Source organism: Idiomarina sp., assembly GCF_048265525.1.
Lineage (GTDB): Bacteria > Pseudomonadota > Gammaproteobacteria > Enterobacterales > Alteromonadaceae > Idiomarina.
Genome location: NZ_JBLXBI010000007.1, coordinates 33,024 through 45,073, shown reverse-complemented (window position 1 = coordinate 45,073; position 12,050 = coordinate 33,024). Strand labels below are relative to the sequence as shown.

General features: G+C 44.6%; 13 protein-coding genes and 1 tRNA gene. 2 read left to right on the top strand and 12 right to left on the bottom strand.

The window, feature by feature from the left end:
- Nucleotides 1-10 precede the first annotated feature (10 nt).
- From ACN0TF_RS12940 to ACN0TF_RS12920, 5 genes are all read right to left on the bottom strand, one after another.
- Nucleotides 11-415 carry a protein-export chaperone SecB gene (locus ACN0TF_RS12940; protein ID WP_322407118.1) on the bottom strand — a complete coding sequence of 135 codons (405 nt, stop codon included), beginning with the start codon at nucleotides 413-415 and terminating at the stop codon, nucleotides 11-13.
- Entirely contained in the window at nucleotides 415-726 is a 312-nt protein-coding gene (locus ACN0TF_RS12935) for a hypothetical protein (protein ID WP_322407119.1), read from the bottom strand. Before ACN0TF_RS12935 ends, ACN0TF_RS12940 begins: the two co-directional genes overlap by 1 nt.
- 872 nt (nucleotides 727-1,598) lie before the next feature.
- A complete protein-coding gene (locus tag ACN0TF_RS12930; protein WP_322407120.1) occupies nucleotides 1,599-1,760 on the bottom strand; it encodes a hypothetical protein in 162 nt (53 codons plus the stop codon).
- Nucleotides 1,761-1,879: 119 nt separating this feature from the next.
- Nucleotides 1,880-2,389, bottom strand: coding sequence for a hypothetical protein (locus tag ACN0TF_RS12925; protein ID WP_417442257.1), 510 nt, complete (start codon nucleotides 2,387-2,389; stop codon nucleotides 1,880-1,882).
- A gap of 44 nt (nucleotides 2,390-2,433) precedes the next feature.
- Nucleotides 2,434-2,640, bottom strand: coding sequence for an AlpA family transcriptional regulator (locus tag ACN0TF_RS12920; RefSeq protein WP_322407122.1), 207 nt, complete (start codon nucleotides 2,638-2,640; stop codon nucleotides 2,434-2,436).
- A 128-nt stretch (nucleotides 2,641-2,768) separates the two neighbouring features.
- On the opposite strand from ACN0TF_RS12920, the gene radC reads away from it, so the two are divergent.
- Nucleotides 2,769-3,242 carry a RadC family protein gene (radC, locus tag ACN0TF_RS12915; RefSeq protein WP_286682648.1) on the top strand — a complete coding sequence of 158 codons (474 nt, stop codon included), beginning with the start codon at nucleotides 2,769-2,771 and terminating at the stop codon, nucleotides 3,240-3,242.
- A gap of 88 nt (nucleotides 3,243-3,330) precedes the next feature.
- Here the strand turns inward: radC and ACN0TF_RS12910 are convergent, their stop codons facing one another.
- From ACN0TF_RS12910 to ACN0TF_RS12900, 3 genes are all read right to left on the bottom strand, one after another.
- Nucleotides 3,331-4,002: a YagK/YfjJ domain-containing protein gene (locus ACN0TF_RS12910; protein ID WP_322407123.1), complete on the bottom strand. Its 672-nt coding sequence runs from the start codon at nucleotides 4,000-4,002 to the stop codon at nucleotides 3,331-3,333.
- 483 nt (nucleotides 4,003-4,485) lie between these two features.
- Nucleotides 4,486-5,976 carry a YfjI family protein gene (locus tag ACN0TF_RS12905; RefSeq protein WP_322407124.1) on the bottom strand — a complete coding sequence of 497 codons (1,491 nt, stop codon included), beginning with the start codon at nucleotides 5,974-5,976 and terminating at the stop codon, nucleotides 4,486-4,488.
- Nucleotides 5,966-6,193: a helix-turn-helix transcriptional regulator gene (locus tag ACN0TF_RS12900; RefSeq protein WP_322407125.1), complete on the bottom strand. Its 228-nt coding sequence runs from the start codon at nucleotides 6,191-6,193 to the stop codon at nucleotides 5,966-5,968. Before ACN0TF_RS12900 ends, ACN0TF_RS12905 begins: the two co-directional genes overlap by 11 nt.
- A gap of 153 nt (nucleotides 6,194-6,346) precedes the next feature.
- On the opposite strand from ACN0TF_RS12900, the gene ACN0TF_RS12895 reads away from it, so the two are divergent.
- A complete protein-coding gene (locus ACN0TF_RS12895) occupies nucleotides 6,347-7,591 on the top strand; it encodes a hypothetical protein (protein ID WP_322407126.1) in 1,245 nt (414 codons plus the stop codon).
- Between the two features lie 46 nt (nucleotides 7,592-7,637).
- Here the strand turns inward: ACN0TF_RS12895 and ACN0TF_RS12890 are convergent, their stop codons facing one another.
- From ACN0TF_RS12890 to speB, 4 genes are all read right to left on the bottom strand, one after another.
- Nucleotides 7,638-8,867, bottom strand: coding sequence for an integrase domain-containing protein (locus ACN0TF_RS12890; RefSeq protein ID WP_322407127.1), 1,230 nt, complete (start codon nucleotides 8,865-8,867; stop codon nucleotides 7,638-7,640).
- A gap of 165 nt (nucleotides 8,868-9,032) precedes the next feature.
- Nucleotides 9,033-9,108, bottom strand: a tRNA-Phe gene (locus tag ACN0TF_RS12885).
- Nucleotides 9,109-9,211: 103 nt separating this feature from the next.
- The gene (speA, locus tag ACN0TF_RS12880; RefSeq protein WP_417442256.1) at nucleotides 9,212-11,122 is read right to left on the bottom strand and encodes a biosynthetic arginine decarboxylase; all 1,911 of its coding nucleotides are present in this window, start codon (nucleotides 11,120-11,122) and stop codon (nucleotides 9,212-9,214) included.
- Between the two features lies 1 nt (nucleotide 11,123).
- A complete protein-coding gene (gene speB / locus ACN0TF_RS12875; RefSeq protein WP_417442255.1) occupies nucleotides 11,124-12,050 on the bottom strand; it encodes an agmatinase in 927 nt (308 codons plus the stop codon).

The window sequence follows — 12,050 nt, the reverse complement described above, 5'->3', positions numbered from 1 at the left end:
GCTGGAGTAACTATTCACTATCTTTATCAGCTTGAGATTGATTATACATAGCTTGAAAATTCATTGTCGGCAATATGACATTGTCGTAACCAGACAAAGTAAGCAAGGCACTGACATAAGCCCGCAGGTATGGATACGCAATGGCAGGCGAATTAACTAAGATGAACTGAGAGTTCTTAAAATCATCATTTATTTCTTCGTCAGTTTCGAAGGTGGCTTCATATTCTAGGTCTACTAGTGCTCCACAAGGAGTTCTTAAAGATAGCTTGAAGAGTATTAAGTATACCTTCGGATATTCACTTGGAAAACCAGACTGTATTTCAAAGTTTTCGATATCACTTTCTGCTTTATCAGATGATCCTGTTCTTGATATATGCAGACTACTAACCTTTCCATCATTAAACTGAATTTTCATTAAGCAGCCTCAGGAAGGTTGGTTCCATCGTTGAGATCTACAGTAAACTGGCGGTGCTTACCTACAACACGAAAACTCTTCACTGTTTTGGGGTTAGAGTTTCCAGCAACTTTGAATTGCTCGCTAACGAATGCCAATGTAGATATATCGAAAGAGCTTGAAACGCTGTGCTCACAGTTTTCTACCAATAAACTAGACACTGTGGGACCTATCCCGCATTTCAAACTCAGATATTCTTGTTCAAATTCTTGTGCTGATTTTTCATTTAAAATTTCGTCGGCTAATGCCAGACTTCGCTGTAAAAAATCCATTGTTCTCTCCTTACGCACACCAGTCTTCTGGGTGTACTAGCTCCTTCTCGTGGATTGAATCTTCATTTCCTTTGAAAAGGCATAGTTGTTGTCTCTCGTTGAGAGCTAACCTCTCTCGACCACCAGGTTTAATAAACTTTCGCTTTAAGTTTTCAGAGTCGTCGCAGCAACTTATAGCTTTGAATGGAAACAAGCTAGGTTGCTTCTCAGCCCACTTTCTATAATGAGCTATAACTTCATGGACTGTAGGGTCATACCTACTATCGAGCTCTTTTCTAACTTTTTCTAAGTACTTACTAATTAAAGCCTTAAAGTAACTTATATGCAACGGGCTACCAATTAGATCTAAATACTCCCCGTCATCTAGCTTTACTTTTGAACGAATGATCGCGTAATCACCCTTTACTGAATTCTTCCCCCAAAAGTGGGCAAAGCGAATGTCTTCTATCCAAAAGTAGTACCCCTGTGTGAGCCATTGCCTCTCATTGTTTACACTAAGAAAAGGAGCTTGTTTTGCTACAATGTCAGGGCCTCCATTCGCTTCACATGTATGATACAAGTCCTTGTCCAAAGAATCCCCCACAGTTTCGATATCGCTGGTGCCTTGTCAAAATGGTAGCGAAGTTTACACCATTTGCTTTATTGTTGCCACTGAGCAGCCACCACTGGCTAGAACGATTGATGCCAAGTAATTTATGTTCTCATATTGGGATATATTTTTATCAATCACAATACCCAATCAAAAGCTTTCTGTAGCAAACTGTAAAATTGTTTACACAACCCTTGTAGCGTAACCTCGAAGGTTAACATTCGCGCCCCAAATTAGTTTACTTTGGTATTTGATGCTTTTAGAGCATACAGTTTTGTGCATATTATTTTCGAAGTTGCTCGTCGTTATAACCGCGAGACTTGAGAATTTGGCGTGCGATGGTTCTGTCTTTTGAGTAAACCGTCGATGACCAAGACTTGTCGGTTACCATACGAAGCAAGTCTTTGTCGCTTTTTCGCTTGAGCTTACTTAATCGGTTGCTCACATCCTTAATTTGCTTCGACCCTTCCGACAAAGACTTGCTTGCCAATATCAAATACCGAATCCTAAAACCCCATTGATAGGTCCTCATTAAAAACTTACGTTCTGTTCGTTACTATCTCCTCACTTGAAACTCTCAGCGAGCCGGGATGCAACATTCGCTAACTCATGACAGTGCATTGGCTCTCTAACCGAACTGTCGGCAACTTGAAAATTCAGGTTTGTACGGCAATGCTGATTGTACTTGGCAGCGATGCTGTTTAGGTATTTTTTGAGCATGTGAACCGCAAGTTTATTTGGTTGGGTCCAGCTGTCTCGAATCATAAGAAGTAAATCGCGGTGAGAGCAGTCCATATCGATGCCGTAGAGATTCAAATGCAGCACACAGGTTAAGTATGCTGTTTCGGCGGCTTTGTCTGGATTCGGGTGCCAGTTGTTATGCGCCAGCTGAATGCCGTATTCAGCTGCAATCTGAAAGATGGTTTCAAGACTGACGTCGAAACCATCGTACTTTCTGCCGATAACGATAGTAATTTTTATCAAGGCTGAAGTATTCACCGTAGGCTCTACCTTGCCGTGTAGCGCTAAGTGCGCTTTGACGATATCACTTGCGTTGAGGAACGAGAGCTCCATAGTGACTTCCTCGTTGTTAAGACGTTTAAATAGCCCTGGCAGACTCAATACTTAATTCTTGGGACTGACAAACCGCGCTTTTCGTCAATACGGTCCATCATCCACTCATCAATTTCTGAGTCTAACCAGGCGACATTTCTTCCCAGTGTGTTAACAGGTTTGGGGAAGTTGCCTTCCCCCATCATTTTATAAATTGAGGTGCGCCCCAGCCCGACGCGTTCTTGAACCTCGCTTAATCTTAGAAACCGCATGAGCTTCTCCTTTTTTGTGTCATAGGATTAGTAAGAATTGAGATGAATTAAGGCGAATAGAGAACCTACCGAATTTCAGGCCTATATCACGCACGTGCATTCAAGAATCGAAAAGATGGAGACACAAAATGCACGAGCAAAACGCTGAGTATGTAACGAATGGGCCGATGACTGAGGTTGATGTGCTGAATAAAGCGTCTGAAATCTTGGAGACGAAGTTTTTAAAGGGCGAGGGCTTCACCAGCCCATCTGCAGCAAAAGACTTCCTTAGGTACAAGCTGGCGCATCAAAAACGTGAAGTGTTCGCTGTAATGCTGATGGACTCACAGCATCGCCTGATTGAGTATAAAGAGCTGTTCTTCGGGACCATTAACGCTGCCCCGGTGTACCCCCGTGAAGTGATGAAGGAAGTGCTTCAGCAAAACGCCGCTGCCATCATCCTGGCGCACAACCATCCATCGGGTGTGACTGAGCCATCGGAAGCTGACAAGCGTGTGACCACGCGTATCAAGGACGCGCTCAACCACATAGACGTCCCCGTGCTTGACCACATCGTAGTAGGCCAAGATACGGTTTCGTTTGCTGAAAGGGGATTGTTGTAGTTGTACTGTCGCTAGGTACGTAGCAGAGGTTATCCCTGGGCCTCTGCTACGCTGCTTGGTGCTTTATGCTGGCGCTTTATTTTTTGTCCTATTTGCGGCTAGTGGTGAACGCAGGGCGTCCACGTTGATAAAGCGTTGTACTCTCCTTGCATAAGTAGCTGTAATGCCTAAAAGCCTCTCGAGTTTCCTGACTGAATGAATTAAACGGGCCTTTTAAGCGACGGTATGACGGCGTTGACCCATGAATTAAATACTCAGTAGGGCCAGCGTTAACGCCTCCCGTGCTATACCAGGCATCTCTAATGATTTTCCCCAGCTCTGAGTTATCACCAGGTCCCAAGTTGCCTACCTGCCTGAAGACATCGTTGTTGACGAAAAGAACAACATGGTAATGCTCGTATGGTGATTGTATGTTTTGCTCAGCTTTACGGGCATATCGGACAGTGCAATGATGCGCAGAGCCTTTAAGTAACCTTTCTCTGTCATATTTCGCCTTAACTTTCCGGTTCACAGCTCTGATGAAATGCTCCATTGGCGGTTCAAGGTGTAAAGGAATACCGGCTACAGGCACTTTCAAATCAAAGCGAACAGCTAGCGTACGTGGATGTTCATCAAGCGCTCTTGTCATTGTGTCATGCAGACCATCTAAGGGCTCCTGAATATAAGGCACATGCTGAGGCCAGAGAGGCAGGCCTCTGTACGAACTGTCGTAGTAGAGTGTTTGGTTGTGATTCATTGGATTACGTGTTGGCAAATTCATAATTAGCTCCATGATCATTGAATACTCATAACTGATCTGATCCTGTAATCTTTAACCATGAGTCAGACGGTAAGCTTGGGGCTTACCTATCACTGGCTAAGCATTGGTTACTAGACGTACCAATGAATGATGTAAACAGTGGTAGTTATAAGTATTACTATTACCGAGAAAACACCTGTCGGCATTCGCTGCACTTTTGGATCTTAAGTTACAGCCTTCTCGACGATTTTGACTAACTCTCGTTGTTCGGAAGTTAGCATTTGAATGGCAAAAAAATTGCCGGTTGGGCAATGCTACGAGGCTGATCAATTCCTCGCAGTGAGTGCCGTTATCGAGCCGATTTCAAATCGAAATGGTCGAAAATCCTGATACTTCTGATATCCGTATCAGAAATATCGGTTTTTTAAGAGTTTCAGCGCTGAAAAGTACTCAGTTTTATGATGTCGTTTATTTTTCCTCCATAGCTATTCAAGCTTTCGACGGTCAAAGACTGCCTTTATACTTGTTGTAGAATCGGTTCCACATATGCGGGTCGTGAGCAAAGGTAGGCTGTAAATCGAGATATACTAATCCAGTAGTTGGGTCATTACATACTCTCAGCTCTCCCCATACTTGTAGTAACTCCACAGCCTGCGTGAGCGCTCTTAGATTTCTGAGACGGCTTGGGCCACTGCGTCTAATTGCCGCTTTTGATATGTACCGTTCACCATTTTCTCGCTTGGTTTGGCAATATTCTTGAAGAGCAAATGCATCTTTCAAGTAATTAGGATAAGTCTGGAAACACCTCAGATAAGTGTCGGAAAAGTGAAACGCAATCCTTTCCGCATCTTGGAGAATCCCTAAGCTTATTTTTTCGTCTTTCCCATGCTCAAAATAGGATAGCAATGCGGCAATGCGGCTGATGTTTTCAAGCAGCTTATTACCGTGATCTTTTGCATATTGAAAACGTCCGTTGACTTGCAAGCCAAGCTCAATTTCGTTGTAAAGGTCTTGAGCATAGGCTTTTGCTTCGTCAGAAAACTCGATAACATGCCGAGTTTGGTTGGTCGTGAAATTCTCAGCCAGTATTTCTTCCATTCTCTCAACGTAACGTTCGTAACCCTCCTTAGATTCGACCCTAAATGGGTCTAAAAATCGCGTTCCTTGAGTCGTTAGTGGGTTGCAAAAAAGGAATCGCCCCAAGAAACCAATACCTATTGCTTCGACTCCCTTCTTGTGAAGAAACGTCTCAATCGCGCTTGGCTGAATTAAAATGGAGAGTGTCAGTCTCGTATTGTCGAGAATAAAGCTCTCCGATGTTTTACGGTTAACTGTAAACGACTCTCCTGACCATTGGCTGTTTAAAAAAGCGAGATCTCTGGCTATCGGGCCGCCAAAGACTGTACCTCCTTCGTTAGAGACCATCGCCGCGTTACCATTGCCTTTACTCATGTCAGACTGAACTGATTCTGGCGTACCGTCTTCGAAAATAAACTGTGATTTGATTGGTTCTTTAGGCTTTTTACGTTGTAAAGCCAAGAGTTCTGCTTCTGCGCTTTCTATTGCCTCCTTTTTGCCTGTCTTCATAGCCTGACTAAGTTTTTTCTTTATCAGCTTCTTTTTGTCATTAAAAATCTCTAGTTCAAGTTCATAAACTTCCTGCTTTTCTGCGTATTTCTTTGCCTCTTTTCTTTCAAAGTCAATAATGGGTTTGAACACTTTAGTCGCTACACCTGTTTTTCTCTCTCCAGATTCAGCGATGACGCATAAAAATAGCGACGTTGGTCCTGAGCCTCCATATATTCTCTCAACATCAACCTGCCCTTGTGCTGCTGTGGAAATAGCGCCTAATACCGCCTGTAAAATTAGCTCGCTTGGAGCTTGTACAGTAGAGGTCAGCGAGTTCACTACACCTTGTGTAATTGGACTATGGAATAACCCATTACTAAGATCTCTGTTTGGTTTTGATAAGTTTGGTACACCTTTAGTTAACATTTCTTTTCTCCTTACGTGCGTTGATCCAGTCAATGACTTCTTGCTCGATGTAACGAACCGACCGTTCACCAACATTAATTGGTTTTGGGTAGGTAGGGTCGTAGCTTTTTGAGTTTTTATCTAACTTCGCAAAGTGATACGATTTTGAAATCGACAATAAATCAAGGACCTCCTGTAGTCGTAAAATGCGACTTGGTAATTTAGTTTGTTGTTGCATACTGCCTCCCTTTTCAAAAAATGGCTCAATGCGTAAATGAGTAGAACGCAAGCTAAGAAAGAAAGAAAGCTGTTCAGTATGGGAGGGAAAATGTGAAAAAAAGTAAAAATAAAAACATTTAATAATCAAAGGTTTATGCTTTTAGGGGGTGTTTTGGATAATTCAAAGTCAGCGGTTGAGCAAGAAGAGTGGTGGAGGTTTCAGTATGCTCACCGACATTTCTACAGCCTACTTAAGTCAAACCAAGAAATAGCAAGCGAGTTTGAGCTGAATCTAACCCGGCTGATCGACCTTTTCAAAGATGTTCAGTTGAAACTGAAAGGCTCAGTGAGTAAAAACATTTTAGGCCAAAAATCGTTTCATCAATTTTGTAACTGCCTGGTATATCTTTATCGGAAGGCAAATCATCAAGATATTTTCTCGCACGATACGTATGACCTTTTGATAGGTAGGCATGGCTACTCGATAAGTGAGCTTGACGAGGATGAATTGTCGCTAATAGAAAGATTAAATGATTGGACTCACATACTCGGCTTCTTACCAACTCTATTCTATTCAGTGCCAGACTCATCCATCAGTTGGGACGTGTACGTCAACGATGGTAGCGAGGATGAAGTTGATATCGAGTTTTTAAGTTTCCTGGCACACCCGCGTATGGGGAAAGACGATTCGGGTATTAAGGTTTTGGCTTCTGATATTCCGGGCAGTGTTGATATTGAGTGGGACATGGTTATTAATTACAACGTCGGAGATTCTTTCTATCAGATTGAGAGAGAAGTTAAGGAGCTTTGGGATGAACCGGGTAAACAATACGTTGGTGAAAGGACTATTGATTCGGTCAGGGTCTATGTTGATAGAAGAATAAGCAAGAGAGCTTCGGTGGCTCTAAAAAAATTCAAGTCAATTTATGATGATAGTAATCATGGAGCCAAAGGCACTAAAGTTGATAACTTGGAATCACGCTCAACCAGAATGAGTAGGCAGGGTTGGACTGTAGAGAAGGATAATTGTAGAAGAGCTGTGGGCCTTAGGCTATGGGACAAGATGAATATTGCAGACCTAGAATGGGATTCTAGGCGGTCTTTAATTCGTTCGATAATCCAGGTCATGAGAAAAGAAGCGCCAAAGAAGTTGACACATTATTTCAGTAAGTTTGATGAGCTGGTAGTTGAAGATTTGAGCGCATTAGACGCGAATAGCTTGGAAAAACGGAAGCAAATTGAGGAGAACTCCCGTAACGTAGAATATAAAGCTCTCAAATATGGTGATACGCTTGAGGTTCAAGAAACGGTTATTAGAGAGATGGAGGCCGATTACGACCTAACAGAATACTGTATTCAAAAGGTAGACTACTACAGAGCTTATAACGCTAAACAAGCAGGAAAAACAAAACCGTAAAGGAAGTACACGAAAGTGCTTAACTGTTTGAGCTACAAAAAATAAGCTAGCGAGTTATTAACGTTGCCAGACTTAAAGAGCCCGTAGAAGCCTTCTCAATATGCCCAGACCACCATTCCATCATTTCCCGGCGCTGCTTCATGTAAGTGGCGCGGTTATATGCCGCTCGAATTTTGTCTTTGTCCTTATGCGCCAGCGCAACTTCAATCACGTCTCTGTCAAAGCCCTGCTCGTTAAGAGTTGTGCTGGCTAGTGCTCTTAGTCCGTGAGCAACCAGGCGTCCCTCGAAGCCCATGCGCTTGAGTGCCCTGTTAGCGGTTTCTTTATTAGCATGCCTTAGGGGAGCCCTATCGGAAGGGAATATGAACTCTCTATGGCCACTCAATGGCTGCATGAACTCCAGCAATGCTAGTGACTGCTTAGTTAATGGTACTTCGTGAGGGCGTGCCATTTTCATTCGTTCAGCGGGGATAGCCCATATGGCTTTATCGAAATCGATTTCTTCCCAGCGGGCTTGCACGGCCTCACCTGGACGGACCATGGTATGCAGTTGCCATTCAATCAAGCAACGTGTCACGTATTTAATATTGGCAAAGTTTAAAGCTCGCATGAGCTCCGGTAACTCATCAGGAGCCAGTGTTGGCATGTTCTTAACATCTGATGATGGGATCACCTTTTTAATCCCTGTAAGAGGGTTATGTTTGATGTAACCGACGTTACAGGCGAAAGACATTACGTTATTCATCCGGCGAGCGACCTTACGTGCCATTTCAAAGCTATTGCGTTTGGTAAGTGCCTCAATGGCTTCTATGGCTTTCGGTGCCGTTAACTGCTTAATGGGGATTGATCCGATTCGTGGGAACACGTCATTCTCTAGCGAGCGCCAGAGCTTTTGAGCTGTGCCAGGCTTTAAGTCCTTGCTGTGTATCTCGAACCAACGCTCAGCTACTGCTTTGAATGTATTGCCAGCGGCAGCCCGCTTTGCCTCGAATTGCTCGTCACGATGAGATATGGGATCGATATCCTGGGCGAGTAGCTCCCTATTTTGCTGGCGCTTTTCACGTGCTAGCGCTAGAGACAAATCAGGGAAAGTACCAAGCGTTAAATTTCTGCGGCGTTTAGTGAAAGGCTCAAAATAATTAAAGACCCAAACCTTCTTACCAGAAGGTTTAACTCTTAGTTGAAGTCCTTGCCCATCATAAAGATTGTATTCTTTGTCTTTAGGCTTAGCTTCACTGACTTCTCGAGCACTTAACGGTTTAGTTATACGAGCCATTTTAGTAACACGCCTTTAGTACATTTTGTTCTGTGTTACTAAACAGTGTACTAAAAAGTGTGGATGTTACTGAACCAGAAAGGACTAAAAAAGACTCCAACCCCGTCCAAGTACTTGATTAATAAAGGCTTAAAGTACAAGTATGGACGGCATTGGAAGGGATGGTGGTGCCCGGAGGCGGAATCGAACCACCGACACGAGGATTTTCAATCCTCTGCTCTACCGACTGAGCTATCCGGGCAACGAGGCGTATTAAACGTTTTTTTCAGTTTCGAGTCAACCGCTTTTTGTACCTTTTCTACTGTTTGCTCAGTAATTGCACATTAAGCGGTTGTTTTGGTGGATTATTCGACACGCAGGTAGGTGCTGCCGGCTAAACAATGTTCGTAAAAGTTTGTCCAGCGGACACCTTCACGTGGCGCCAGTGAGCCTTTACGTACCTGACGGTCAATTTGTTTTTTCACCGTTTTGGCCATGTATTCGGTATTGTACTGCATGGTTTGTAGCACTTTTTCGGCCGATGTGCCCGGTACCACTTCTTCAATATAGAAGTCGCCGGGTTCGTCATCGTGGCAGTACACATGCACTTCGGTTAGGCGGCCAAACAGGTTGTGCATGTCGCCCATAACGTCCTGATATGCGCCGGTCAGGAATAAACCAACATGGTAGTCTTCGCCTTTGCGCAGGTTGTGCATGGGAATATGGTCGCTAATTTCGGTACCTTCAATGTACTTACTGAGTTTACCGTCACTATCGCAGGTAATATCGACAATTGAGCAGCGTACTTCCGGCTGTTCGTTCAGCCGCGAAATAGGCACGACTGGAAGCACTTGCCCAATGGCCCAGGTATCTGCCGCTGACTGGAACACCGAAAAGTTACATAGGTATTGGCTGGCGAGCATGTCTTCCAGCTCTTCCAGTTCCTGCATTACATAAGTGTCTTTATCCAGCGAATGGTGGATATCTGCCAGTATCTGCCAGTACATGGTATCCAGTTTGGCCATTTCATTCAGCGATAAAATACCCAGTTTAAAAGCTTCATAGGCATTTTGTTTGTAACCGGCGGCGTCGTTGTAACGCTCCTGCGGGTGGAACTGGTCACCCGAGCTGTGCAGTTCGCGCATATTTTTAACCAAAATGTGTTCGTCATCGCTGGCGGAAATATCGAACTGTGTGCCCGCAGGTTTCATTTCGCCGACAATGTTAGTGACCACACAGCTATGATGCGCGGTCATAGCGCGGCCACTTTCGCTAACTAAGTTAGGGTGGGGGACCTTTTCCAGGTCACAAATTTGCTTCACACCCCAGACGACGTCAGCAACGTACTCTTCAGTTGAATAGTTACGCGAAGAGTCGCTGGTGGTACTGGTGCCGTCGTAATCAATGCCTAAACCACCACCAATATCGAGGTACTCTAAAGGCACGCCCTCCAGTACTAACTTGGCATACAGCCGAGCGCCTTCGTTGACGGCTTCTTTAATTTTACGAATATCGGACAGTTGGCTGCCTATATGAAAATGTAGCAACTTGGCGCAATGCAGCATATCTTCTTCACGCAGGCGCTCAATCACGTTAAGAATTTCAGCAATGCTCAGGCCAAACTTAGCCCGGTCACCGCTGGAGCCAGCCCATTTTCCGGAACTTTTCACCATCATTTTTGAGCGCAGGCCTATCATGGGTTCAACACCCATTTGTTTGGCTAGCGGAATTAGCATTTCCAGTTCGCTGAACTTCTCAATAACAATGATCATCTTACGTTTAAGTTGACGGCCAAGTAGCGCCAGAGTCAGATAGTCTTTGTCTTTGTAGCCATTAAGAATGGTCAGAGCTTCGGGGTTGTCGTTGTACGCCATTACCGCCATTAATTCCGGTTTAGAACCAGCTTCCAGACCATAATTGTAGGGTTCGCCGGCGTCCATAATTTCTTCAACCACTTCCCTCATCTGGTTAACTTTTATCGGGAATACGCCGCAATACTGACCCTGGTAGTTGGCTTCATCTATCTGTTTACCAAAGGTCTCGTTTATAATCTCAACCTGTGAGCGCAGAATGTCGTGAAAACGAATAACGGCCGGGAATTGAATGCCTTCCGAAATAATCTCATCCACCACTTCTTTCATATCAATGGTCACGTCGGGTAAGCGGTGGTTCGGGCGAATTTGAATGTTGCCGTTTTCGCCAATAGAAAAGTATCCCGCGCCCCAGCGGTTAACGCCGTAGAGCTCTTCTGCTTGATCAATATTCCAGTCTGACATCTCAGGCTCCCGACTGTTGTAAAACGAGTAATAATTCGCGCACAATTTTAGCGGCGAATACGTCGGAATTGCCGGTTGGGTCTATTTGTGGAGACAACTCAACGACGTCGGCACCGACCAGGTTCTTTTGGCGCAATAGTTTCATCAAGCTGACAAAGGAATGGAAATCCTCGCCGCCCGGCTCAGGGGTTCCTGTGCCCGGTAAAAAAGAAGGATCAAAATAATCGAGATCCAGTGTCAGGTAAACTGGACGGTCTTTGGCAATGGCTTCTACACTGTCGAGAAAGTCTTTGCGTGAACTGCGAATGGTTTTGTGTTCTTTCATCCACTGATATTCATCGCGCGTGCCCGAGCGGATACCGTACTGTATCAACTCATGACCCGGACCAAAGTGATCAACTGAACGACGAATAATAGAAGCGTGCGAATAATGGTAGCCGAGGAAACCGTCACGTAAATCAGCGTGCGCATCCAGATGCAGCAAAACCATATCAGGATATTGTTTCAAGTACTTAACGATAGGCGCATAGGAAATAGAATGCTCGCCACCTAAGGTCAGCAGTTTGATTTTTTCCTGTGCTAAATCAAGCGAGTCAAAAATAGCATTAAAGTCGTGAACCGCATGGTGCCACTGCTTTTCTTCGTCGTCATCAAAACCCAGCCGCAGGTTGCCTAAGTCGTAGAAGGTTTGGTCTTCTAAGTCAGCATCAAGATACGGCGAGTATGACTCGATGTCCTCAGAAACGGCACGCAAACCGTCAGGTCCTTCGCGGGTGCCTTTACGAAAACAGGCGGTACCATCAAAACCAAACCCCAGAATATGGGTATGTCCCGGGTGTATATCGGTGCTGTGTTGCGAACCGAAAAAAGGGCGGCTCGGGTCGTTTAATGGTACGGGCAGTGGCACCGTCAGTGGCGTTAGGGGCAT

Excerpts from the sequence above, each read along its gene's own strand:
- ACN0TF_RS12940 (WP_322407118.1), bottom strand. The coding sequence starts at position 415 with ATGAAAATTCAGTTTAATGATGGAAAGGTTAGTAGTCTGCATATATCA.
- ACN0TF_RS12935 (WP_322407119.1), bottom strand. The coding sequence starts at position 726 with ATGGATTTTTTACAGCGAAGTCTGGCATTAGCCGACGAAATTTTAAAT.
- ACN0TF_RS12925 (WP_417442257.1), bottom strand. The coding sequence starts at position 2,389 with ATGGAGCTCTCGTTCCTCAACGCAAGTGATATCGTCAAAGCGCACTTA.
- ACN0TF_RS12920 (WP_322407122.1), bottom strand. The coding sequence starts at position 2,640 with ATGCGGTTTCTAAGATTAAGCGAGGTTCAAGAACGCGTCGGGCTGGGG.
- radC (WP_286682648.1), top strand. The coding sequence starts at position 2,769 with ATGCACGAGCAAAACGCTGAGTATGTAACGAATGGGCCGATGACTGAG.
- ACN0TF_RS12910 (WP_322407123.1), bottom strand. The coding sequence starts at position 4,002 with ATGAATTTGCCAACACGTAATCCAATGAATCACAACCAAACACTCTAC.
- ACN0TF_RS12905 (WP_322407124.1), bottom strand. The coding sequence starts at position 5,976 with ATGTTAACTAAAGGTGTACCAAACTTATCAAAACCAAACAGAGATCTT.
- ACN0TF_RS12900 (WP_322407125.1), bottom strand. The coding sequence starts at position 6,193 with ATGCAACAACAAACTAAATTACCAAGTCGCATTTTACGACTACAGGAG.
- ACN0TF_RS12890 (WP_322407127.1), bottom strand. The coding sequence starts at position 8,867 with ATGGCTCGTATAACTAAACCGTTAAGTGCTCGAGAAGTCAGTGAAGCT.
- speA (WP_417442256.1), bottom strand. The coding sequence starts at position 11,122 with ATGTCAGACTGGAATATTGATCAAGCAGAAGAGCTCTACGGCGTTAAC.
- speB (WP_417442255.1), bottom strand. The coding sequence starts at position 12,050 with ATGCCCCTAACGCCACTGACGGTGCCACTGCCCGTACCATTAAACGAC.